The 23,459-nt window shown below is 45.6% G+C and carries 23 protein-coding genes, 2 pseudogenes and 1 riboswitch; of the genes and pseudogenes, 1 reads left to right on the top strand and 24 read right to left on the bottom strand.

What is annotated here, in order from left to right; genetic code table 11:
* Nucleotides 1–2 precede the first annotated feature (2 nt).
* The 16 genes and pseudogenes from V9W66_RS17310 to V9W66_RS17235 all read right to left on the bottom strand — a co-directional run.
* Nucleotides 3–392: a 4Fe-4S dicluster domain-containing protein gene (locus V9W66_RS17310; protein WP_144095609.1), complete on the bottom strand. Its 390-nt coding sequence runs from the start codon at nt 390–392 to the stop codon at nt 3–5.
* A complete protein-coding gene (locus V9W66_RS17305) occupies nt 389–1,183 on the bottom strand; it encodes a CoB--CoM heterodisulfide reductase iron-sulfur subunit B family protein (protein ID WP_144095607.1) in 795 nt (264 codons plus the stop codon). The genes V9W66_RS17310 and V9W66_RS17305 overlap by 4 nt, the downstream gene beginning before the upstream one ends.
* A gap of 374 nt (nt 1,184–1,557) precedes the next feature.
* The gene (locus tag V9W66_RS17300) at nt 1,558–2,997 is read right to left on the bottom strand and encodes a L,D-transpeptidase family protein (RefSeq protein ID WP_144095605.1); all 1,440 of its coding nucleotides are present in this window, start codon (nt 2,995–2,997) and stop codon (nt 1,558–1,560) included.
* 215 nt (nt 2,998–3,212) lie between these two features.
* Nucleotides 3,213–4,457 (bottom strand): 3-isopropylmalate dehydratase large subunit, encoded by a 1,245-nt coding sequence (locus V9W66_RS17295; RefSeq protein ID WP_144095603.1) that lies wholly within the window; start codon nt 4,455–4,457, stop codon nt 3,213–3,215.
* A 21-nt stretch (nt 4,458–4,478) separates the two neighbouring features.
* A complete protein-coding gene (locus V9W66_RS17290; RefSeq protein WP_015524680.1) occupies nt 4,479–4,970 on the bottom strand; it encodes a 3-isopropylmalate dehydratase small subunit in 492 nt (163 codons plus the stop codon).
* A gap of 135 nt (nt 4,971–5,105) precedes the next feature.
* Nucleotides 5,106–6,356, bottom strand: coding sequence for a 3-isopropylmalate dehydratase large subunit (locus V9W66_RS17285; RefSeq protein WP_138277378.1), 1,251 nt, complete (start codon nt 6,354–6,356; stop codon nt 5,106–5,108).
* Between the two features lie 3 nt (nt 6,357–6,359).
* Complete coding sequence (gene leuD, locus V9W66_RS17280; protein WP_144095601.1) at nt 6,360–6,842, bottom strand: 3-isopropylmalate dehydratase small subunit; 483 nt, start codon at nt 6,840–6,842, stop codon at nt 6,360–6,362.
* Between the two features lie 269 nt (nt 6,843–7,111).
* Nucleotides 7,112–8,497 (bottom strand): MATE family efflux transporter, encoded by a 1,386-nt coding sequence (locus tag V9W66_RS17275; protein ID WP_144095599.1) that lies wholly within the window; start codon nt 8,495–8,497, stop codon nt 7,112–7,114.
* Nucleotides 8,498–8,617: 120 nt separating this feature from the next.
* Entirely contained in the window at nt 8,618–9,250 is a 633-nt protein-coding gene (locus tag V9W66_RS17270; RefSeq protein ID WP_144095597.1) for a collagen-like protein, read from the bottom strand.
* A gap of 122 nt (nt 9,251–9,372) precedes the next feature.
* Entirely contained in the window at nt 9,373–10,452 is a 1,080-nt protein-coding gene (locus tag V9W66_RS17265; protein ID WP_144095596.1) for a tetratricopeptide repeat-containing glycosyltransferase family 2 protein, read from the bottom strand.
* Nucleotides 10,453–10,556: 104 nt separating this feature from the next.
* Entirely contained in the window at nt 10,557–11,207 is a 651-nt protein-coding gene (locus tag V9W66_RS17260) for an HAD family hydrolase (RefSeq protein WP_119247934.1), read from the bottom strand.
* Nucleotides 11,208–11,222: 15 nt separating this feature from the next.
* Entirely contained in the window at nt 11,223–11,696 is a 474-nt protein-coding gene (gene ribH, locus V9W66_RS17255; protein WP_006427673.1) for a 6,7-dimethyl-8-ribityllumazine synthase, read from the bottom strand.
* 29 nt (nt 11,697–11,725) lie between these two features.
* Nucleotides 11,726–12,943, bottom strand: a complete 1,218-nt coding sequence (locus tag V9W66_RS17250) for a bifunctional 3,4-dihydroxy-2-butanone-4-phosphate synthase/GTP cyclohydrolase II (protein ID WP_118515669.1) — start codon at nt 12,941–12,943, stop codon at nt 11,726–11,728.
* Between the two features lie 18 nt (nt 12,944–12,961).
* Nucleotides 12,962–13,615 carry a riboflavin synthase gene (gene ribE, locus V9W66_RS17245; protein ID WP_144093627.1) on the bottom strand — a complete coding sequence of 218 codons (654 nt, stop codon included), beginning with the start codon at nt 13,613–13,615 and terminating at the stop codon, nt 12,962–12,964.
* Nucleotides 13,597–14,724, bottom strand: a complete 1,128-nt coding sequence (gene ribD, locus V9W66_RS17240; RefSeq protein ID WP_144093626.1) for a bifunctional diaminohydroxyphosphoribosylaminopyrimidine deaminase/5-amino-6-(5-phosphoribosylamino)uracil reductase RibD — start codon at nt 14,722–14,724, stop codon at nt 13,597–13,599. Before ribD ends, ribE begins: the two co-directional genes overlap by 19 nt.
* A gap of 2 nt (nt 14,725–14,726) precedes the next feature.
* Nucleotides 14,727–14,852 (bottom strand): annotated as a pseudogene (locus V9W66_RS17235) (DUF6783 domain-containing protein); the annotation flags it as partial.
* Between V9W66_RS17235 and V9W66_RS17230 the strand changes: the two are divergent.
* A pseudogene (locus tag V9W66_RS17230) lies at nt 14,802–15,044 on the top strand (DUF6783 domain-containing protein). The pseudogenes V9W66_RS17235 and V9W66_RS17230 sit on opposite strands and share 51 nt — an antisense overlap.
* Nucleotides 15,045–15,161: 117 nt before the next feature.
* A riboswitch (FMN riboswitch) is annotated at nt 15,162–15,276 on the bottom strand.
* A gap of 290 nt (nt 15,277–15,566) precedes the next feature.
* On the opposite strand, the gene tsf reads toward V9W66_RS17230, so the two are convergent.
* The 8 genes from tsf to V9W66_RS17190 form a co-directional block, all read right to left on the bottom strand.
* Nucleotides 15,567–16,505, bottom strand: coding sequence for a translation elongation factor Ts (gene tsf, locus V9W66_RS17225; RefSeq protein WP_144093623.1), 939 nt, complete (start codon nt 16,503–16,505; stop codon nt 15,567–15,569).
* A 36-nt stretch (nt 16,506–16,541) separates the two neighbouring features.
* Nucleotides 16,542–17,285 carry a 30S ribosomal protein S2 gene (rpsB, locus tag V9W66_RS17220; protein WP_044960678.1) on the bottom strand — a complete coding sequence of 248 codons (744 nt, stop codon included), beginning with the start codon at nt 17,283–17,285 and terminating at the stop codon, nt 16,542–16,544.
* Between the two features lie 179 nt (nt 17,286–17,464).
* Nucleotides 17,465–18,232 carry a pseudouridine synthase gene (locus tag V9W66_RS17215; RefSeq protein WP_144100390.1) on the bottom strand — a complete coding sequence of 256 codons (768 nt, stop codon included), beginning with the start codon at nt 18,230–18,232 and terminating at the stop codon, nt 17,465–17,467.
* Entirely contained in the window at nt 18,232–20,415 is a 2,184-nt protein-coding gene (locus tag V9W66_RS17210) for a DUF6449 domain-containing protein (RefSeq protein ID WP_144095746.1), read from the bottom strand. Before V9W66_RS17210 ends, V9W66_RS17215 begins: the two co-directional genes overlap by 1 nt.
* Entirely contained in the window at nt 20,390–21,292 is a 903-nt protein-coding gene (locus V9W66_RS17205) for an ABC transporter ATP-binding protein (protein ID WP_144095748.1), read from the bottom strand. Before V9W66_RS17205 ends, V9W66_RS17210 begins: the two co-directional genes overlap by 26 nt.
* A complete protein-coding gene (locus V9W66_RS17200; protein ID WP_144095750.1) occupies nt 21,285–21,659 on the bottom strand; it encodes a GntR family transcriptional regulator in 375 nt (124 codons plus the stop codon). The genes V9W66_RS17205 and V9W66_RS17200 overlap by 8 nt, the downstream gene beginning before the upstream one ends.
* Before the next feature lie 279 nt (nt 21,660–21,938).
* Complete coding sequence (locus V9W66_RS17195) at nt 21,939–22,733, bottom strand: CPBP family intramembrane glutamic endopeptidase (RefSeq protein WP_243121828.1); 795 nt, start codon at nt 22,731–22,733, stop codon at nt 21,939–21,941.
* Between the two features lie 32 nt (nt 22,734–22,765).
* Entirely contained in the window at nt 22,766–23,413 is a 648-nt protein-coding gene (locus V9W66_RS17190) for an HAD family hydrolase (RefSeq protein ID WP_144095751.1), read from the bottom strand.
* Nucleotides 23,414–23,459: the final 46 nt, after the last annotated feature.

Here is a 23,459-nt window from a genome sequence, read left to right as displayed (position 1 = left end):
TCTCACCTCCTGTATCTTCTGAACGCACTTACAAGCAGCTGCTGAGGAAGCTCCGGATCAAGAAGCTCCGGAATTTCATTTGGTGAAAGATAGTCTCCGCCCTTTTCCCGAACAACCAGCTGTCTTGCCCCGTCAATGATCTTTCCGGGTTTTACGTCTCGCGGACAGCGCTCCACACAGGCAAAACAGGAAAGACATTTCCACAGGGATGCTGAATTTACAAGTGCTTCGATATTTTCACTGATCACGTAGGACACAAACTGATGAGGCCTGATATCCATCTCGTCAAAGGATGGGCAGGTAGCAGAGCATTTGCCACACTTCATACATTTCAGAGGATTGGTCCCGCTGATCTCCTTTATTTTTTCCGCAGCAGAATGGTTATCTCTCATTTTGCCACCTCCTCTTTGACGCCAAGGGCTTCTGCCAGAAGCTCTGTAAAATAGTAAACCGGCATTTTATTTCCGGAATTTTTATTCAGATTGTATTTGCAGAGCGGACAGGCAGTGATCAGCATATCTGCGCCAAAGCCTGCTGCGCTTTCTTCAATCTTTTCACACATATTCTGTGACATTTCATTTTCTTTCAGGGATATATATCCTCCACAGCATTCATTTCTGTAAGGATAGATCACAGGCTCAGCGCCAAGAGCACGGATAAAGTCTTCCATGATCCTTGGATTTTCCGGATCATCAAATGCCATGATCTTTCCAGGTCTCAGAAGCAGACATCCGTAATAGGCTCCGATCTTCTTTCCGGTAAGAGGATTTACTACTTTTTCTTTCAGTTTATCAAAACCGACTCTGTCCCGGAGAACCTCCAGATAATGGAGAACGGTTGTCTCTCCTTCATAGGGAGCTTCCAGCTGCATATAATTGTTGGCTCTGGTCCGGATATCTTCCACATTTTTCATATCATCATTGACACGCTTGATCACATGATGACAGGCTGAACAGATCGTCACCAGATCCTGGCCTTTTTCTTTTGCCTGGTTCAGCGCACGGACGGAAGAAAGCTTTGTGGCAATCTCATCTGTGCCAAGTGGATAAACACCACCACAGCACTGCCAGTCCTCGATCTCCTCAAGCTCAAACCCAAGGGCTGTGGCACTGGCTCTGGCATACTCATCCAGATCTCTGGCCTTTGTTCTCAGGGTGCAACCCGGATAATAACTGTACTTCATACCTTTCATTATCCTTTCTTAGTCTAAAATCTGACGTTTATAGTAGATATTCTCGTTCATATATTGTCTTTTTTTTAACAATACATGAATAAAAAAATGAAATCTCAACTAACACTTATTTGAGTTTTTTTATCAATTTTCACCCAAATAAAAGAGAAAAACACTCTTCCTCCGCAATTAAGAAGTGTATTAGCTCGATTTCCGAAATCATCATATCACGTTATTTCTGTTTCGACAAGGCTTTTTCGATATTTTTTGTGTTTTTTTTAACGTACTTTTGAAAAACCTTATCATTTACGATCCTACTTCCATGATAATTTTCATTTTCGGGCATAAAAAAAGCTCCGGATCTCTCCGAAGCTTTTTTGCTCCTATCAGTAAATAATGATCGGATAACCAGCATCAATAGTGTTATAGATCAGTGCTGCCTGATCCTTAGGCAGATTGATGCAGCCGTGGCTTCCGTTGGTTTTATAACGGTTCCCACCAAAGGATGACTGCCAGGACGCATCATGAAGTCCCTGTCCGTAGACAAAAGGCATCCAGTAATTAACCTTTACGTTGTATCCATACTCAGAGCTTGACAGATTATAGGGACTTGCTTTGTATGCGATCGGCCATGCACCACGATATGTTTCACGCCCCTTCACCGGCTTGCCGCTGACAATATCTGTTTCTGTCACAAGGTTTCCATCCTTGTAAAGCCACAGATGCTGAGCATCCAGGCTGACTTCTATGTAGCTGCCTGCAAGATCGTCTGTTCCATTTCTTTGATAACCGGTTTTGCTGTAAACGGGATCCCGGGTAACTGCGGTACCGCTTTTCAGATTTTCTATAAGCTGTGTGTACTCTCCGTCCTGGTCAATCCGGTATCCATACTCATTTCCCTCAATTGTCACATCTTTTCCTGCAGATGTATGGAACGTACGTGGAACATAAATGGTATTATATTTGTTAGCGAGGTCACTGATATAAGTTTTGATAGCGTCTTCATCCAGTGTCAGTGTATCTCCTTCTGCTTTCAGCCAGGAACTGATGGTATCGGAATCCAGCACAACAGTCTCGCTTCCAAATGTGTAAGTCACTGTGGCACTCCGATATTTTTTCAGCTGGCTGTTCAGGCTTGTGACTTTATTCTTCATATCTTCTGTTGCTGTTACTGTTGGACTGACATATACATGTTTGTTCAATGGCACTGTGATGACATCCCCCAGAAGAGATGTATCAAATGCCGCATCCAGGTTTGTGTCTACCGTAGTTTCCAGTTTATCTGGATCAATTTCTGTACCCTGCGTCTGTTTTACAAGCGTGAATTCTTTTTTCTCCTCATTGTACTGGATAGATGCATCGGTGGAAGCTTTTCTTCCTTCTGCACCAAAATTGGAAAGATCCAGAGCCTGTTTTTCCTGTTCCTCATTTTCCTCGATCTGACATTCCAGATTGACATTTTCTTCCTTTGGGAAAATTTTCCGGTTCTCTTCTCTCTGTTTCTGAAGTTCTGTAAGCTTATTCAAAAGATCTTCTTCATTGAGACTGTATCCAAGATCTTTCAGAGTTATACTGTAAACTTCCTGATCATTTTCCTGAAAGGATACCGGACGATCTGCAAATTCCGCAGTGATCTTTTCTTCTGCCTGCTTTGCATCCAGTCCGGAAACATCCACTCCCCATATGGAAATCTTCCGTCCCAGCGTATTGTGATCTGCCAAGTATGTATAGACAAATAACCCTGCCACTGCCAGGATCGTTACGCCAATGCAGATCCCGAGTATGATCTTCAGTGTCTTTTTACTGATGGTTGATCTTTTCTCCATACCCTTATCCCTCGAGTCTTATGTAATATATGTTATGTTGTCACACTGGCTGCTATTATAATACAATAAATCCCATTTTCTGTAAAAATGACTTATCCCGAATCCCTCTGATCCGGTAAAAAAAGACAGACTGACGCCTCTGCGAAAATCTGTCTTTCTCATACGTTTCTTTATCTGTTTCTGGCAGCAGTATTTCTCTCAGGATCTTCTGCTTCTTATTCCGGCATTACGATCTTGCCAGCAACGGCACAGGCGGCTGCTGTTTTCGGAGATGCCAGATAGATCTGAACCTTGGAAGTTCCCATACGTCCCAGGAAATTACGATTGTTGGTTGCCACGACCTTTTCACCGTCTGTCAGGATTCCGCCGGTCCTTCCGCAGCAAAGTCCGCAGCCCGGATGTGTAATGATAGCCCCTGCTTCCGCAAGAGTATCCAGAATGCCAAGCTCAATAGCCTGACGGTAAATTTTGCGGCTGGCAGGAGTCACGATCAGCTTTACAAAGTCTGCAACCTTTTTGCCCTTCAGCACCTCTGCTGCCGCCATAAGGTCCTCCAGACGTCCGTTGGTGCAGGAACCGATGAATACCTGATCGATGGTCTCGCCCTGAAGCTCACTGACATCACGGATCTTGTCCACCTGAGACGGACATGCCATTACCGGCACAAAATCCTCTGCCTTATAAGTTATGGTCTTCATGCAGACAGCATCCTCATCTCCCACAAGACTCTTCTGATAATCATCAAGCTCTACGTTGCAGTAAGCAGCTGTCTTCTCATCCGGTGTGAAAAGTGCACATTTCGCACCGGCCTCAATTGCCATATTCGCCATAGTCATACGGCTTGCCACAGACATATTTTCAATGGTGCTTCCGGAAAATTCCAGAGCACGGTAAGTAGCTCCATCTGCACGAAGGTCACCGATCAGGCGGAGAATGATATCCTTGGACATGACATTCTCCGGAAGTTCTCCGTCGATCACAACCTTTATGGTTTCCGGAACCTTGATCCACATGGTTCCTGTTCCCAGGATGCTGGCCATCTCTGTGTAACCGATGCCGGAAGAAAACGCACCGACACATCCATAAGTCGTGGTATGGCTGTCTGTGCCAAATACAATATTACCGGGTTTAACATAACCTGCCTCAGTCATAAGCTGATGACAGATACCGTCACTTCTGTGTACGTTTTTCATGCCATATTTAGCTGCAAAAGCATCTCCCACATGGAAATGTCTGGTATCATCCTGCTGACTTGCCGGTACAAGATGGTCATAGATCAGAACAACCTTGTCCGGATCCCACAGCTTCTGAAAGCCCATCTCCTCAAATTTTTCCGCTACAAACGGAATAAAGATATCATGGATCATCACTCTGTCCACATTGACCGTCACGATATCACCAGGCTTTACTGCCTTGCCTGTATTATGTCTGATAATTTTTTCAATGATCGTCTCGCCCATTATTTCTCTCCTCTCCGTTTTTTAGTCCAGACCGTTCAGCTTACGCATGGCTTTTACCAGTCCGCCAGCCTGGATGATATCCATCAGATTCTCCGGAAGAGAAGCGATCGGGTACTGTTTTCCATTGTGCTCTACATGCTCATTCATTACTACCGTAACCTGATCTCCCTCTTTTACATTGTCATGAAGATCCGGCTGCTCAATAAGAAGAAGGCCGTTGTTAATGGAGTTGCGGAAAAAGATCCGGGCAAAAGATTTCGCAATGACACACTGCACACCCAGTGCCTTGATGATCTCCGGTGCCTGCTCTCGGGAGGATCCGCATCCGAAGTTCTTTCCTGCTACAATAATGTCGCCCTTTTGGATCTGTCCGGCCAGCTCCGGACGAAGGGGGCTGAATCCGTATTGTTTCATATCGTCAATGGTTTTCAGTGCAAGGTACTCCGTCGGGATAATGATATCCGTATCAATATCATCACCAAGTACCCATACTTTTCCTGTAAATGCTTCCATATGTATATCTCCTGTTTATTCCGTTCCGTATCATCAGGCAAATGTTTTCTGTCTGCCCTGTTATAAGAACCCACGCCGAAACGGATCATCCTCTGATAATTTCTGAATATATTATTTAAATCTTTTCTGAAACTCTTATACTCTGTCAGCAGTTGCGATCTCACCTGCAACGGCAGATGCAGTAACTGTTGCCGCAGATCCCAGGTAAACCTTGGAGCTCGGATGACCTGCACGTCCCTTGAAATTACGGGTTCCTGTGCTGATCAGAACCTCATTCTCGCCGATAACACCCTGGCAGCTTCCCCAGCATACACTGCAGTTCGGGTTCATAACAATAGCCCCTGCTTCCATGAAGATATCGATAAGCCCCTCCTTTAATGCCTGACGATAGATGGTCTGGCTTGCAGGAACAACCAGGAAACGAACTCCCTCTGCAACTTTTTTGCCTTTGATCACCTCTGCGCCTACACGGAGGTCTTCAATACGGCCGTTATTGCAGGAGCCAAGGAACGCTTCGTTGATCTTGATGCCGCAGGTTTCCTCAGCCGGAACCACATTGTCAACAAAGTCTGGCTTCGCTACAACCGGACGGACTTTTGAAAGATCAAAGGTATACTCTCTTGCGTAAACGGCATCCGGATCGCTGTGATATACCGCTTTTGGCTCACGTCCATGCTCTTTCAGATATTCCAGAGCTTTATCATCAGCCTCAAAGATTCCTGTCTTCGCACCAGCCTCAACAGCCATGTTGCAAAGTGCCATACGGTCGCTGATGCTTAACGTTCTGGCGCCCTCACCGGTAAACTCCATTGCCTGATAGTTGCAGCCGTTTGCTCCAATCTCACCGATAATGGTAAGGATCAGATCTCTTGCGTAAACACCCTCAGGAAGCTTCCCTGTCAAGTTAAATTTTACGGTTTCCGGAACCATGACCCAGGAGGTTCCGGTTACCATTCCGTAAAGGAAATCTGTGCATCCTACACCGGTACCGAAAGCACCAAGTGCTCCGTAGGAACAGGTATGGCTGTCAGCACCGAAGATCAGCTGTCCCGGACGGACATAATTCTCGATCATGATCTGGTGGCAGACACCCTTTCCTTCCCAGAAATCAATATTATTTTCTCTTGCAAAATCTCTCATTTTTTTCTGGGATGCCGCTGTTTTCGGGCTGTCAGACGGTACGTTATGGTCTACGATAAATACCAGCTTCTTTGTATCTGCAATATGAGGATTTTTTAATTTATTGTTGTACATATCAACAGTCAGATGTGTGGTTCCGTCATTGCTCATCAGATGATCCAGTGAAACTGTATAGATATCTCCGGGTTTTACACTGTCCACTCCAGCCGCTGCCGCGATGATTTTTTCTGCGATCGTCATTCCCATCTCTTATTCCTCCTCACGGTTCAGAGAAGCGATAAGGCCGCCCTGATTCAGTATATTCTGCATGTATTCCGGCAGTTTTGTGCAGGAATAAGTCTTACCATTGGCAACAACAGTTCCCTCGGACATATGAAGCTCCAGGGTATCTCCTGTCTTCACAGCATCCGGAAGATCCTTACAGACAATTGCCGGAAGTCCGATATTAATGGCATTGCGGAAAAAAATACGGGCAAAAGATTTCGCAATAACTGCCTTTACTCCAAGTGCCTTAAGAACACCCGGTGCCTGCTCTCTGGAGGATCCGCATCCGAAGTTCTCTCCTCCAACTACAAAATCTCCCGGTTTAACCTTTTTGGAAAAATCCGGATCCAGTGATTCAAATGTGTGGCCCTTCATTTCATCCAGATTCGGCAGAAGCAGATACTGGGATGCAATGATCTGATCGGTATCAAGGTCATTATGAAATTTAAAAATTGTTCCCTTATCCATAAAACAAGTTCCTTTCTGATCGTTATCCATTTCAGGGCAGTCATTCCTCTGCTGCCCTATTCGTCCTATATTCTAACACAAAACATCATATAATTAAAATGTATATTTTTGATACTTAATATAATCTCAGATTATAAAGTTAATTTCCAGGCTGTAAGCATTGTCTGCTGTCCAGGAGCAGACGCTGAACCGGCTTATTTTATTTCCCCTGTAAATGCAGAAAAGCGGAACTATGTCCGCTTTCTCTGATATTCTACTCATCATTTTTATTATGCATTTTCTCCCAAAAGCTGCCTGTGTACCTTCCGTCTTACAAACCAGAAACAGATCACCTGCATAACGATCGTAAAGATCCAGGATGCCGGGTAGGAAATAAACAGTACCTTCAATGATCTGTGTGCCGGAAAAATTCCGAATATCCATACGATCCGGAGTCCGACGGTTCCGATGATTGACAGGATCATGGGGACACCGGAGCGTCCCATTCCGCGCAGTGCTCCCGGAAACAGATCCATCTGTCCGCAGAGGAAATAGGTAACTGTGGTATAGGCAAGAATCTCCATTCCGCATTGGATAACCTTAGGGTCTTCCGTATAGATCTTCAGAAGCTGCGGACCGAAAAAGTATGCACCACAGCCCATGGCAAAGGATACGACAAAGGACAGGATCATGCAGTCAACAAGTACCCGGTCCATACGTTTCGGTTTTCGCACACCATAATTCTGACTGGTAAAGCTCATGCAGGCCTGGGTAACTGAATTTACAGACACATACAGAAATCCGAAGATATTGTTTGCTGCCGTATATCCTGCCATTGCGATGGAGCCAAAAGAGTTTACAGAGGACTGGAGCAGCACATTGGAAAAATTGATCACTGTACTCTGGATTCCTGCAGGAAGTCCTACCTGAAAGATCTGTTTCAGATATTCCATATTTATGGACAGACTCGAAAAACGCAGCTGATAGCTTCCCTCTGTCTGATACAGGCATCGGAGAACAAGGATACAGGAGATCAGCTGAGAAATCACGGTTCCGATTCCGACACCTGCCACACTTAAATGACAAATGATCACAAAAAACAAGTTCAGAAGCGCATTGGCGCAACCGGAAATGATCAAAAACACCAACGGCCGCTTGGTATCTCCCACTGCACGCAGAATTGCTGCGCCATAGTTATACAGCATAAAAAACGGCATTCCCAGAAAATAGATACGCATATAAAGAGTAGAAAGATCGATCACATCCTCCGGCGTATCCATCAGCTCCAGGCAGATTCTGGCAAAGATCACTCCCAGAACTGCCATGATGATCCCGCTGATCAGAGCCAGCAGGATCGATGTATGTACTGTTTCTGACATTTCGTCATCCTTACCGGCAGCATAAAATCTGGCTGCCAGTACATTAGCACCAAGAGAAATCCCGATAAAAAGGTTGGTAAACACATTGATCAACGCTGTGGTGGAACCTACTGCCGCCAGTGCCTCACTTCCGCTAAAACGTCCCACTACCACAATGTCCACTGCATTGAACATCAGCTGCAAGATACCGGACAGCATCAGCGGCAGTGAAAACGAGATCAGCTTGTCCATGATCGACCCATTGCACATATCGATCTCATACTTGTTTTTTTTCACGATTTCATCCCCTATAATCATACTTAGATAAAAATATTATAGCACCTTTCGTCAGAAAGCTACAATGAAATATTTTTATGGAGAATATGCAGCGGCTGCATAAAATACGCAGCCGCACAGTAACGTGTGTTTATCATTTCACTATCTTTCCAGGAGTCCTGCATCACGAAGGTTTGCAAGAAGTGCATTAAAATCCTCCACAATATCATCTACCGTTGTTGCATTTCCAACAGCAGCTGCCGGGGTTACTGTTCCGGCAGGGCCGGTGGCTCCGGCTGCTCCTGCAGGACCAGTGGCTCCTGTTGGACCTGCTGGACCCGTGGCTCCTGTTGGACCTGCTGGACCCGTGGCTCCGATCGCACCAGCCGGACCTGTTACCCCCGTCGTTCCCGCTGGACCCGTGGCTCCTGTTGCTCCTGTCGCTCCCATTGCTCCCGCTGGACCCGTGGCTCCCGTTGCTCCCGTCGGACCTGTTACTCCTGCCGGACCGGTGGCTCCTGTTGCTCCTGCCGCTCCAACCGGACCGGTGGCTCCCGTATATCCCTGTATTCCCGGTTCCCCCTGCGGTCCCTGAGGACCCATAGGACCCGGAACTCCCGGACAGCCTCTGGGACCGGTTGGTCCTGTAGGTCCCACAGGGCCTGGGCAGCCTCTTGTTCCACATCTGTCACATCCACAGGAACTATGATTTCCATAACAGGACATACAGGACAAATCCTCATGACTGTCCTGCTGCATTTCCATTTCCTTACGTTTTCGATGCCTGAACAGCATTCTTCGATCACCTCATAGGAAAATAACTATCCCTACAGTATATGACAACAGCTTTTACCTGTGCATAGGATCCCCGCAAGCTTGTACCCTGCCAGAAAAATACAATAAAGATATCTTTTCTTTTATGCCAGACCATATTTTTCCCGGAAATATTTCTGATCATACAATACTCCCGGATCTTCCGGCTTCAGTCCCTTCGCTTTCTTATGAAAAAAGAATGCCTGCTCCGGACATCCCATCCTATCATAACAAACGCAAAGCTGCATATATGGCACAAATCCATGACACTCAGCCATAAAAAATCCACATTTTTTCTTATCTGACGGCACAGTAAGCGCCTGCCCGTACCAGTAGCCAGCCTGTCTGGGAAGCTCTCTTTCCAGAAAAATCTTTCCGACCTCACAACAGATTTCCGCCCTCGGCACATCCATAGTCAGACTGTACAGAAAAGCTTCCAGTGCGTACTTTTTTTCTCCCATTCTCCGGTAGCACTGTCCAAGTACAAAACAGGCATCGATCTTATTTTCCAGCCATCCGGACGGATTTTTCAGGAACTCCACCAGCACAGCCTCTGCCTCCGGATACCGCTGATGATAATACAGTTCTCTCCCATAATAAAGCTGATGTCTGGGTTCCAGCGTTTCTCCTCCTGCCAGCATTTTTTCATAAATGCGAAGATTACGGTCCGGATCACCTTTTCCACATTTCCGGTGTCGGATCACCACATCTGAATAAATGATATTTCCCTCCGGAATCACAGTTTCATGAACTGCCCCATTCCATCTGAAATTTCTGGATGTTTTCATTATCCGCTCCCGAAAATAAGAAAATGTTGTTCTCCCGCTCTGGTCAAACCCTGCCGCATATTCCATCATTACAACATCTGTTCCGGGATTCAGAGTTTCTTTAAGACTCTTCAGTTTTTCCAGATTTTCTTCATCCAGGACATCATCCGCATCCAGCCACATCCAGTAATCGGTGCGGACTTTTTCCAGAAGAAAATTACGCGGAGCAGAAAAATCATCACACCAGGGAAAATCAAACACCTGCGACGTATACTGCTCCGCGATCTCTTTTGTTCTGTCTGAAGAACCGGTATCTGCGATCAGGATCGCATCCATCACCTGAGAAACCGGCTTCAAGATCCTCTCAAGAACTGCTTCTTCATTTTTTACGATCATACATAGACTGAGGGAAATCATATTTCAGGATCCTTCGGATTTTTATAATATTTATGCCGTTCCCGTCAGTCCTATGCCTTCTGTCAGTGTACAGCTTCTGCTTTCGGATAAAGCTGAGCTCATCCTCATATCACCAACTGTGGTATATCCTCTATATGTTCTGCAAGATGATCTGCCCCGTTCAGCTCCCCTCTCTCACCATATCCATACAGGCATCCTATAAATGGGCTTTTGCAGGCTCTGGCACATTCCAGATCCTGCCTCCTGTCTCCGACCACCAGATAAGGGCCTGTATATTCCCGGATGATTTCCTGCACAATCTCTGTCTTTGGACGGAATCCATACGATTCGCAGTCATAAAAATGATCGAACCATCGTTCCATCCCAAATTCCTTCCAGTGCGCCTCACGATAGGAAGCTTTACAGTTACTTAAGATCACAAGATGATATCCCCGGTTCTTCAGGGCTGTAAGCATCTCCTCTGCTCCCGGATACCACACTGCCTTATGCTTCCTGATCTGTCTGACCATCAGTTCTCCTACCATCCTGCTCGCCTGCTCTTTATAGCTCTGATCCAGCTCCGGCAAAAATGTATTCCACATCTCCTTACTGTTAAATCCCAGCCAGCCGGCAATTTCCGCCGAGCCTATCTCCCGTTCTTCTGCAGCCTTCTGTTCTGTCAGCCACTGATAGGTTTCACGAAATGCCGGTTCATAGATTCCAAGGGTATGATGGATCGTTCCATCATAATCGAATATGATCGTTTTTGTCATCATTTATTTTCCTGTCTTTTAGAGCTGCTTCATCAGATTGACCATTTCGATCGCAGATAATGCACAGTCATAGCCTTTATTTCCCGCTTTGCTTCCTGCACGCGCAATAGCCTGCTCGATATTCTCAGTCGTGATCACTCCGAATAAGACCGGGATCCCTGTTGCAAGTTCAACCTGTGCGATCCCCTTGGCAGATTCATTGCACACCAGATCATAATGTGAAGTATCTCCACGGATGACAGCTCCCACGCAGATAACTGCATCATATTTTCCTGACTGTGCCATTTTCTGTGCTGTAAGCGGAATCTCAAATGCTCCCGGCACCCATGCTGCAGTAATATTCTCTTCTTCTACTCCATGTCTTACCAGTCCGTCGACTGCCCCTCCCAATAATTTATTCACAATGATCTCATTGAATCTCGCTGCCACGATACCAACCTTCATTCCCTCCGGTGCTACTACTTTTCCTTCTACCAAATTGATCTGTCTCATTTTTTCTTCCTCCTGCTATTTGCTGTTTTTTATAAATTTATTTCCTTAAAAATATGACCCATCTTTTCCTGCTTCGTTTTCATATACTTCCGGTCATACTTTTGTACCGGAATCTCCAGAGGTACTCTCTCATTGATCTTCAGCCCGAATTCACCAAGCCCATAGACTTTATCCGGGTTATTGGTCAGTAATCTTAATGATTTCACACCAAGGTCTGACAGTATCTGCGCCCCAACCCAGTACTCTCTGAGATCCGGTGCAAACCCTAACTTCACATTAGCCTCCACGGTATCATATCCCTGTTCCTGAAGCGCATAGGCTTTGATCTTATTGATCAGTCCGATCCCTCTGCCTTCCTGTCTCATATACAGAATGATCCCTCTGCCTTCCGCCTCTACCTGGCGCATCGCTGTCTGCAGCTGCAGGCCGCAGTCACATCTGAGCGATCCGAATGCATCTCCTGTCAGGCACTCCGAATGTACACGGCAAAGCACATCCTCACCATCTCCCAGATCACCTTTTACCAGTGCCAGATGATGCTCTCCTGTAATGTCATTGATATAGCCATACATTTTAAAATCACCGTACTGCGTTGGGAGGTTTGCAGCTGCTTCCTCCTTTACATGCTTTTCATGTATTCTTATATAATCCTGCAGATCACGGATCGTAATAAATGTAAGGTTATGCTCTTTTGCCATTTCCCATAGCTGTGATGTACGCATCATCGTGCCATCTTCTTTCATAACTTCACAGCACACGCCGCATTCTTTCAGTCCGGCAAGTCTCATAAGATCTGTTGTTGCCTCCGTATGGCCATTTCGTACCAGAACCCCGCCTTTTCTGGAAATAAGCGGAAATACATGTCCCGGTCTTCTGAAATCCTCCGGTTTTGACTGATCATCCACACACTTCATAATGGTATAGGAGCGTTCTGCCGCAGAGATACCGGTGGTTGTATCTGCGTGATCCACTGCCACGGTAAATGCTGTACTGTGATTGTCCGTGTTCTCAGCAACCATCGGCGGAAAGTTCAATCTCGCCGCAATTTCTGCACTCATCGGTGTACAGATAAGACCCTTTGCATAAGTCGCCATGAAATTAATATTTTCCCGGGTCGCAAACTCTGCCGCACATATCAGATCTCCCTCATTTTCTCTGTCCGGATCATCTGTGACCAGAACTATTTTTCCTTCCTTAAGATCCCTAAGTGCCTCTTCAATTGTGTTGTACTGATAATTTTGTGACATAGTGTATATCCTCCTGTTCTAAAACCCGAATTCTTCAAGAAACTCCATCGTAATTCCGGATTCTTTTTTCTCTTCTTCATTTTTTCTGATGCCAAGCAGTTTTTCTACATATTTTCCGATCACATCATTTTCCAGATTAACCAGATCCCCCGGCACCTTTTCCAAAAGAGTGGTTTCTCCTCCTGTATGTGGAATGACCGACACCTGAAAACCAGCTTCATCAACCCTTGCAACTGTCAGGCTGATCCCATCAATACAAACGGATCCTTTTTCCACGATCAGATGCAAGATCTGTGGCGATGTCTCAATTGATACCCAGATGGCATTTTCTTCCCGGAGCATGGAACGTATCACTCCAGTCCCATCAATATGGCCGCTTACTATGTGTCCCCCGAACCTGCCATCTGCAGCCATTGCACGTTCCAGGTTTACCTGGCTTCCAGCTTTACAACTGCCAAGACTGCTTCTTCTGATCGTCTCTGCCATCACATCGGCAGTAAATCCGTCCGGCTGGATCGACGTAACTGTCAGACACACACCATTCACAGCAATACTGTCACCGATCCTTGTCCCTTCCAGGACTTTCCGGGCTTTCACTGCCAGGATCCCTGATTCTCCTGTCAGCTGTATATAACGGACTTTTCCTTTCTCTTCTACGATTCCTGTAAACATGATTCCTCCTGTTTTTTCTCACACACCTGACATCTTATCCGGATGTCCTCACCGATCTGGCAGATATCTGTATATTTCAGTTCTACTGCTTCAGACGGGAATTCAACTCCGATACCTTCTACCGGTGTCTTCCCGGCCACACCACCAAACAGCTTTGGTGCCACAAAAGCCTGTACTTCCTTTACAATTCCGGCTCGCAGGGCACTGTCATTTAGCGTACCGCCTCCCTCCAGGAGGATGCTGTCAATACCTCTGTTTCCAAGATCTGTCATCAACTTCTTAAGGTCTATCTGATCCTTTTCATCCGGACAGTAAATGGTCTCAACTCCCATGGTATGTAATATTTTTATTTTTTCTTCTGTATTTTTCTGATCTGCATAAGCCACGATCGTCCGGTACTTTTCCGCACTTTTTACGATCTGACTGTCCGGGGGGATCCTGAGCTTACTGTCGCACACAATCCTGACAGGACTTTTCCAGCCTTCTGCCCGGACGTTTAACATCGGATCATCTGCAAGCACAGTTTCAATACCTGCCATAATCCCCATGTACTGATGCCGCATATGCTGTACTTCTTTTCTTGCCGCTTCTCCGGTGATCCATTTTGATGCTCCTGTCTTCGTTGCGATCTTCCCATCCAGTGTCATGGCATACTTCATCACCACGTATGGGGTTTTCGTAGTAATATAATGGAAAAACACCGGATTCAGCTGATCACATTCTGCTCTCATAAAATCTTCAACTACTGTTACACCGGCTTCCCTTAACATCTGTACACCTTTTCCTGCCACTTTCGGATTCGGATCCCGGGAACCAATCACCACTTTTTTGATCTTCTGTTCAATGATCGCTTCCGTACATGGAGGTGTTTTTCCATGATGACAGCAAGGCTCCAGCGTAACATAAATCACCGCACCTTCTGCTGATTCTGTGAGGGAAGCAATTGCATTACGCTCCGCATGAAGTTCTCCATACTTTTTATGATAGCCTTCCCCAATGATCCTTCCGTCTTTTACGATCACTGCCCCTACCATCGGATTGGGATTCGTCCAGCCTTCTCCTTTTTTGGCCAGCTGAACCGCCCGAAGCATATATTCCTGATCCGTCATTTCTATTCCTTCTTTCTTATTCCTGTTCTTTGTCTAGAGCGTGTTTGAAAAAGGCTTTCTGTAAGATGTGCGTCACAATTTGTGGGAGATTTTGTCCGGATGAGGGCGCCGTAGCGGGCTACGGCAACTGAATTCGGGCAAAATATACCGCAAAGTGGGGCGTGCAGATTGCAGGAATGATTTTTCAAACACGCTCTGGTACGCCAAGGCTTTTAGACCTGTGCAATCGGATTCACAGACAAGTGAGTGGTATATTTATTTCGAAAACGATGTGCCGAATACAAAAAAAGCCTGCAGAAATATCTGCAGGGTGGAATTGATCTGTTACATATGATCAATAAATGAATGTCTGATTATTTCCTACATAAAAAGCTCTGAAATGGATCACCATCTCAGAGCTCTGATACTACATTCATTCATACAAAAATCAACTGTACTATCATCTTCTTCCATCCAGACTATACTGTCGGCCCCGGAATCTCACCGGATCATGCCTTTCGGCTCGCGGGCTCTACCGCCGGTAGGGAATCACACCCTGCCCTGAAGATATCTTTTTGTTTATTTTAATACTTTATCTGTTATTTGTAAAGTGTAAATTTTTTATTTAAATTCCACCGCCCTACCACTGTTATATATAAAACAAGGTGAGAAGCCTGATTTTCAGGCTTGCCACCCTTGCATATCATAGAAGAATCTTATTTACAGACTTTTTCTCACAGTCTCGAATTTAATCCCCAATACGCAAAAAAACCTTGAATCATCCCATTTTCATAGGAAATTCAAGGTTTTTCATTGATTTACATGATAAAATTACGATTCAAATTCTTATGTGAACTGTAAGATTATGCGTTCATCTGCTTTGCAACTTCCTCAGCGAAGTTCTCTTCTTTTCTCTCAAGACCATCGCCTGTCTCGTAGCGAACGAAGCCTTTGATCTGGATCTTAGCGCCGTTCTCTTTTGCTACCTGCTCTACATATTTAGCAACGGACTGTTTTCCGTCCTCTGCTTTTACGTATGTCTGGTCAAGAAGGCAGATCTCTTTGAGCTCTTTCTTGATACGTCCTGTGATCATTCCCTCAATAACCTTAGCCGGTTTCTGGGACTCCTTCGGATCGTTCTGGATCTGAGCCATAAGGATCTCTTTCTCATGCTCGATATAGTCAGCGCTTACTTCCTTGTCGCTTGTGTACTGCGGTTTCAGAGCCGCAATCTGCATAGCTACGTTCTTAGCCATCTCTTTAACAGCATCGTTAACAACATCTGTCTCAACGTCTACAAGAACGCCGATCTTTCCACCCATATGAGTGTAGGAAGCGATGAATCCGTTCTGCTCCTCAACCTGAGCAAATCTACGGATGTTCATGTTCTCGCCGATTACTGCGATCTGAGCTGCAAGAGCCTCTTTTACAGTCTTAGTTGTATCAAGTGCCCATGCCTCAGCAAGGAAAGCATCGATATCAGCTGCTGTTGTGTTAAGTGCCTGTGCTGCAACATCTGCAACATAGCTCTGGAACTTCTCGTTCTTTGCAACGAAGTCTGTCTCAGCATTAACCTCAACAACGACTGCTTTCTTTCCATCCTCTGTTACCAGAGTTTTGCAAAGACCCTCTGCTGCGATACGGCTTGCTTTCTTCTGTGCTGTAGCAAGACCCTTCTCACGCAGGAACTCAACTGCTTTATCCATATCACCATCTGTAGATGTAAGAGCTTTCTTACAATCCATCATTCCGGCGCCGGTCATCTCTCTTAACTCTTTTACCTGTGCTGCTGTAATAGCCATTGTTCGTTTCCTCCTGAAATATTCTGTTTATACGAATTATTCCTCTGTAGCTGCAAACTCCTCAGACTCAGCCTCAATCTCGCCATCTGCCTCAGCAGTTCCCTGCTTAGCCTCGATAACAGCGTCAGCCATCTTGGAAACGATGAGTTTTACTGCACGGATAGCATCGTCATTTCCCGGGATCACATAGTCAAGCTCTTCCGGATCACAGTTAGTATCGCAGATACCGATAAGCGGGATTCCAAGTGTATGAGCCTCCTGTACGCAGATTCTCTCTTTCTTAGGATCTACGATGAAGATAGCATCCGGGATTCTCTTCATCTCTTTGATTCCGCCAAGGTTCTTCTGAAGCTTAACAAGCTCTTTGCGAAGCTCGATAACTTCTTTCTTAGGAAGTACGTCGAATGTTCCGTCAGCTTCCATTGTCTCGATCTCTTTCAGTCTTGCGATACGGCTCTGGATTGTCTTGAAGTTTGTAAGCATACCACCAAGCCATCTCTCATTTACGAAGAACTCTCCACAACGCTCTGCCTCTGTACGGATAGCATCCTGAGCCTGTTTCTTAGTTCCTACGAAAAGGATGTGTCCACCGTTGGCAACGATATCTGCTACTGCATTGTAAGCATCGTCAACCATTCCTACAGACTGCTGAAGATCGATGATATAGATACCATTTCTCTCTGTGTAGATGTACGGAGCCATTTTAGGGTTCCATCTTCTTGTCTGATGTCCGAAATGAACACCTGCCTCTAAAAGCTGTTTCATTGAAATAACGCTCATGTCTTTTCTCCTTTTTGGTTAAATTCTTCCGCACAGGTCGCCTTCTCTCTGGACCCATCCTCACACCGTAGGGCACCATCCTTATAGAATCGCCGTGCGTGCTTATTTTTGCAACTTCTGAATTATAGCATAGAAAATCCCCTTATGTAAAGGGGATTTTTCCAATTTTTTTCTGTTTTTCAGCGGTTTCCGGCAGACTTCAGAAGCTCCAGCTCTTTTTCGGTGAGCGAACGATATTTTCCTGTCGGAAGATCTGAAGGAAGCGCCAGCGGCCCCATGGATAGTCTTTTCAAATAAGTTACTTTTTTTCCCAGTGCCTCCATCATCCGTTTTACCTGATGGAATTTTCCCTCGTGGATGGTAAGTCGGATCTCAGATTCCCAGTTTTTACCGGCTTCTGCAGATTCTGTACCGGACTCCCAGGTAGAAAGGATCTCCAGCCTTGCCGGTCGTGTGAGATCTTTTTCCCCGATATCCACGCCTTCTGCCAGCTTCACGACATCTTCTGCTGTCACTTTCCCGGATACTTTTGCATAGTAGGTCTTATCCACATGCTTTTTCGGAGAAAGAAGCTCGTGTGCCAGAAGACCGTCATCTGTGATCAGAAGAAAGCCTTCTGTATCTTTATCCAGGCGTCCCACCGGAAAAAGACCCTTTCTTCTGTCTTTCTCTTCAATGTAGTCGAGAACCGTTTTATCTCTGGAGTCCTCCGTTGCGCTGACACAGCCTGCCGGCTTGTTAAAAAGATAGTATATATATTCCGGTGCAGCATGGATCTCCTGCCCGTTCATAACCACCTGATCTTCTTCTGTTACTTTCAGCTCCGGTTTCTTCACAGATTTCCCGTTAACCTGCACCTGACCCTTCTGTATGTATTTTTTTACCTCGCTTCTTGTACCTGCGCCGGCATCTGCCAGAAATTTATCCAGCCGGACTGGTTTTTCCATTAATCATTTACCTCCCATTCTGTTACATGGGCTGCCTTTGCATCTGCTCTGATAAAATCCGGGATCTCACCGGCAAATGTCATATAAAGTCCGGAATCCCCGCCGGTGCTCTCCTGTCCTTCCAGAACCACTTCCATTGTGACATCTGCATTCCAGATAGTCCATCCGTTTACCAGCTGTGATGGACGGATACATTTTTTCAGGACTTCCAGCTGTTCCTTTTTATCGTAACGGACTTTATAACCGTTCTCTGTTTCTTCAAGATCCGAAAGGGGCTCAGTGTCGGAAAAAGCTTCCTCATCTTCGCCGACAGCTTCGGAGCTGAAGTAATAAACATCAATATACTCAACAGACAGCTCATCCATAGAAAGAGGATATCCTGTTTCTTCCAAAATTGCAAGTGTTCTCTTATATGCCGGATACACCAGAACGGAGGTAGACACCCTCTCTCCTTCCTGAACAGCCGGTACATTCATTCCCCATTCATTCATGTATCCTTCTGAGGGAATTCCCGCATAATCGAACATCAGCATTGCACATGGCTGGTCTTTTACTGTCTGACCGCCGTTTTCCAGAATGTCCTTTCTCAGCGCCTCTGCCAGTGCCTGACGCTTCTCTGCATTTTTCTCAAATAATGTTTGAATATCTCCGTCACAGAAAGTACCGGTGACCTCTTTCAGATACTGTTTGTCCAGCTGGAAAAATGAATATCTGTCTTCTTTCCATGTCTGCTCATCATACAGGGCTTCCATAAGATTCTGTGCCTGCGCAGAGGATACATTATAGCTTCTGCATACACTGAATCCCTGTTTATTTATGTAGCGCACATACACGCGCTTTCCTGATTTTTTTCCTTTTTCATTCTGAAGCCTGATATCCTCCAGACTGTTATATAATGCTTTACTTTTCATCACCGGCTGATCCACCAGACCGGAACTATTGTCTGAGGTGGCAGTATACCGGATCTTATAGATTCCGTCTTCTTTTTTTTCCACATTGCAAAGCTGCTCTGTATATGAAAGATTGCTTACATTTATCACAACTCCCTGAAGATTGTCATAAGCCGGAAAATAACTGTCATATCCCAGAAGATCCATTTTCATGGTCAGCGCACAGATTGCCACAACACCTCCAAAGATCATAAGCTGCACTTTTCTGCGGAAAAATCTGCGAAAATCCATTTCATAGATCACTTCCAGAATTCCATGAACCAGGATCGTTCCCAGTATCATTCCGAAGATCCACCATGCTGTTTTGGATGAATCTTCCGGAATCATATAAAAGATCAGACCGATCCCCAGTCCGGATGGTATTGTAATCAGGGCACTTAAGACCGGCTCCATCCAGGTATATACCAGAGCTTTTCCGGTATTCTCTGACCTTCGTCTGCAAAATGCCATCCAGGAAAGTGCTGCCATGATAAACAGCGTAAGGATCAGTATCAGCAACTGCTTTCCAAAGCTTCCGCTGCTGTATCTATCTATAAAGCTTACGATCACCATAAGAGGAGATCCCAGCTCCCGCACTGCTGCCAGAATTCCGTAACTGCCCTCGTACCAGGTATCAAAAAATAAATGTCCGCTTAACTGCAGCATCACTGCCAGAATGATACTGTAGGTAAACAGCCCTGCCCATGCAAGTGCTCCCATCAACATGGTACCGGTGCAGGCGATCACCAGCACTGTGGAAAAATACACCAGAAGATACATCAGGAGATGGAGTACCAGCAGGATCAGTGCCTTTTTCATAATGGAAAGGCTGTAATATCCTCTGGCTGCCCCGATGCATACCGCAGCAAATTCCATGATCACATATGGCACCAGATAATAAAGAACAGCCAACAATACTCTGTGCAGAAACAGTGCACTTCGCTTTACCGGAAGGCTGTGATAGAAATCCACTTTTCTCGGGGAATACAGATACCAGAAGCCGCTTACTGCTGCAAAAAATGCGGTTACCGCAGCCACAGCTGCTCCCATTGTGAGAAAGTCACTGCTCCACAGGCTGGAATACAGATAGGAAAGCTGACTCTGAGTATAACTGCGCTCATTCCATTTTCCCATCAGAATAAGTTCCGCTACCGGAAATGCAAGGAGAAATGCGATCATGGCAAATGCCGGAATCCATCTTTGTCCTTTAGAAGAGGATTTCATATACTCACTGGAATAAATTTTTGACTTCATAGCCTGCCACCTCCGTTTCGCTGATAAATATTTCTTCCAGAGTCAGTGGGAGCACTTCGCAGAAAAGAGGATTTTTTGCCTGTATCTTCTCCATGATCTCTCTTCTTGTTCCCCTTGCAGTAATAAGCAGCAGGGAGCCCTGATGCTCTGTTTTCAAAACCTCCAGCTCTTTCTTTAATTCTTCTTCTTTCTTTTTGTCAGTAAGTACACACTGGATCTTATGGATGTGGAATTTCATATCCTCCAGATCTCTGGAAAGGAGAATTCCTCCCTGATGAAGAAGCCCGATGTGATCGCAGATATCTTCCAGCTCACGGAGATTATGGGAAGCAATCACCGGCGTAAATTCACGACTCATGATCTCCGATGCAAAAATACTTTTTACTGCCTGGCGCATTACCGGGTCCAGGCCATCAAAGGTTTCATCACAAAACAGATATTTCGTTCCTGTACTGATTCCCAGGATCACCAGAAGCTGTTTCTTCATTCCCTTGGAAAAAGTACTGATTTTTCGTTTTCCATCCAGATGAAACTGCTTCATCATTGTCTCAAAACGCGCCTGCTGAAATCCCGGATAAATACAACGGTAAAATTCTGCCATGTCCAGAGCATTGCAATTTGCCGGAATATATGCATCGTCCGGGATGTAGAAAAAATGCTCTTTGATCCTTTCATTTTCAAAAACCGGTTCTTCATCCATCAGCACCTCTCCTCTGTCCTGACGGATGATCCCGGCCATGATACGGAGCAGAGTACTTTTTCCCGCACCGTTGGAACCGATCAGTCCAAAAACCTCCCGTTCCCCGATATCCATAGTGACCTTATTTACTGCCTGTATCTTACCAAAAGCTTTGCTGCAGTTTTTTATCTCAATCATTGTTTCCCTCCTTATAGCATAAGCGGATCACACCGATCATTTCTTCCTCCCCTACTCCCAGAGTCATTCCCTTTTCTGTGATCTTTTTCAGCTCACTTAAGGTTTCTTCCATACCGATCTGCATGATCCTGCTGCTGTCTGTGACAAAACTGCCTTTTCCCTTCACCGGACAGATCAGCCCCTGCTGCTCCAGTTCCATATATGCCCGCTGGATGGTATTGGGATTGATGGATAATTCCACGGCCAGCTGCCGCACAGACGGCATCTTGGAAGATGGCTCCACAGCTCCTGACAGAATCAGCATCCGGAATTTCTCTACGATCTGCTCGTAAATGGGACGTCTGTCCTGATAGTCCAAGAATAACATACGACGCTCCTTTCTCTGTAATCTGTGTATTAAGTGTATTAATTCTTTTAATACACTTATGATAGCACGTGATACAAAGGTACGCAAGAAATGGTCTCTTAAATAAATATAAAATCTATATAAATTTACCGGCAGCAAAAGATTCCGGCATATTTTTACAAAAAAATCTGTAATGGCATCCTTATACTATGATCCCATTACAGATTCTCTGTAAAGCAAATATTTATCTATCACTCTGCCTGATCCAGTAGCAGGCGGACCTTCGTGATCCACATTGGATCAGACAGCCCGGTAGCCACGCTTTTCTCCCCGGCGTGCAAAATACTGATATCCTCCGATCATCGCTGCCGCAAAAACACCATAGATCATCAGAAGGCTTCCTGCTCCGGCTTTTTCCACCAGAGTCTGGGCATATTCACTGAAAATAAGTATCCAGGTATTGGCTCCGATGTGCATCAGCACGCTGGTCCACTTATTACCGCCCATCTCCAGAAACCACGCAAAAATCCCTCCCAAGACAAACGCATACACAGCCTGCAGGACATTTCCGTGATAAATTCCGAAAAACGCCGCAGAGATCACAGCGGAAACCAGCACAGAAAAATGATCCCGAAGTCGCAGATAGATCAGCCAGCGAAAGATCATTTCTTCCGCAACAGGCGCTATGATACCCATCCAGAAGATCATCATAAACAAACTCTTTCCTGAGGTGATCTTCGTCATCGTCTCTCCATAGCTGGATGAGATCCAGTTCTGCAGGATCGCCACCAGCACATTGGCATACTGGGCAAATCCGGCTCCAGCAGCAAGAAGAAGCAGCATTTCAGGAATAGATAGCCTTTGTTCCTCAACGGAAGTTAAACCGCCGATCAGCCTTCCTATACGATCCTTCCGGTAAAAATATACTGCCGGAAACATAACCAGCACTCCGGTAAGTCCGGTGATCACCAGCGTATAACTATAGTACCTTTCCTGTGCGTTGCCGACATGCCCTGCCAGCCAGAGAAGCACGGCGCTTCCGAGGATCTGTCCGATAAGATAATGGATTCCTGCCGGATAAAGCTCCCTCCACACTATTTGAAAAATATTCTGTCTGTGCAGAGGGGTCAGACGAAAAAATTCAGCAGCTCATCTGCGGAAGCTACGATCTGAAGAGGCTGTGCCTTTTCCAGTTCTTCTCTGCTTCCATATCCGTAAGATACAGCCACACACTGGATCCCGCATCGTCTGGCTCCGAGAATGTCATGTTCTCTGTCACCCACCATGATCACCTGGTCACGGTGGTCAGAAAAGCTCATTCTTTCCAGAGCTTCCTCGATCACCTGAGATTTGGTTACTTTCGGTCCATTGAGGTCCGTCCCGGCGATCACCTCAAAATACCGGCTCAGATTAAAATGGTCCATGATCTGTGTTACGTAAAAGGTCGGTTTCGCAGATGCCACTGCCAGCCGGTAGCCACGACGTTTCAGTTCTGCCAGAGTGTTTTCCACGCCCGGATAAACGTTGTTCTCATACATTCCTTTTTCTGAATACCGTTCTCTGTAATATTCGATTCCCTTCTGCGCTGTCTCTTTATCAAATCCCGCATATTTCATAAACTGTTCCAGAAGCGGCGGACCCACAAAAACCTTCAATGGCTCCAGCTCCGGTGCCGAAACTCCAAGCTTCTCCAGTGCATACTGTACAGATTTCGTAATCCCCTCTCCGGATTCTGTCAGTGTTCCGTCCAGATCAAAAAAGATTGCCTTATACATAAATTCCTCCTGTTGTATAAAATAATCAGTAAGTATGCCTATTGTA

Source organism: Blautia massiliensis (ex Durand et al. 2017) (genome assembly GCF_051861785.1).
GTDB lineage: Bacteria > Bacillota > Clostridia > Lachnospirales > Lachnospiraceae > Blautia_A > Blautia_A luti_A.
This window is presented reverse-complemented; position numbering and strand designations above follow the sequence as displayed.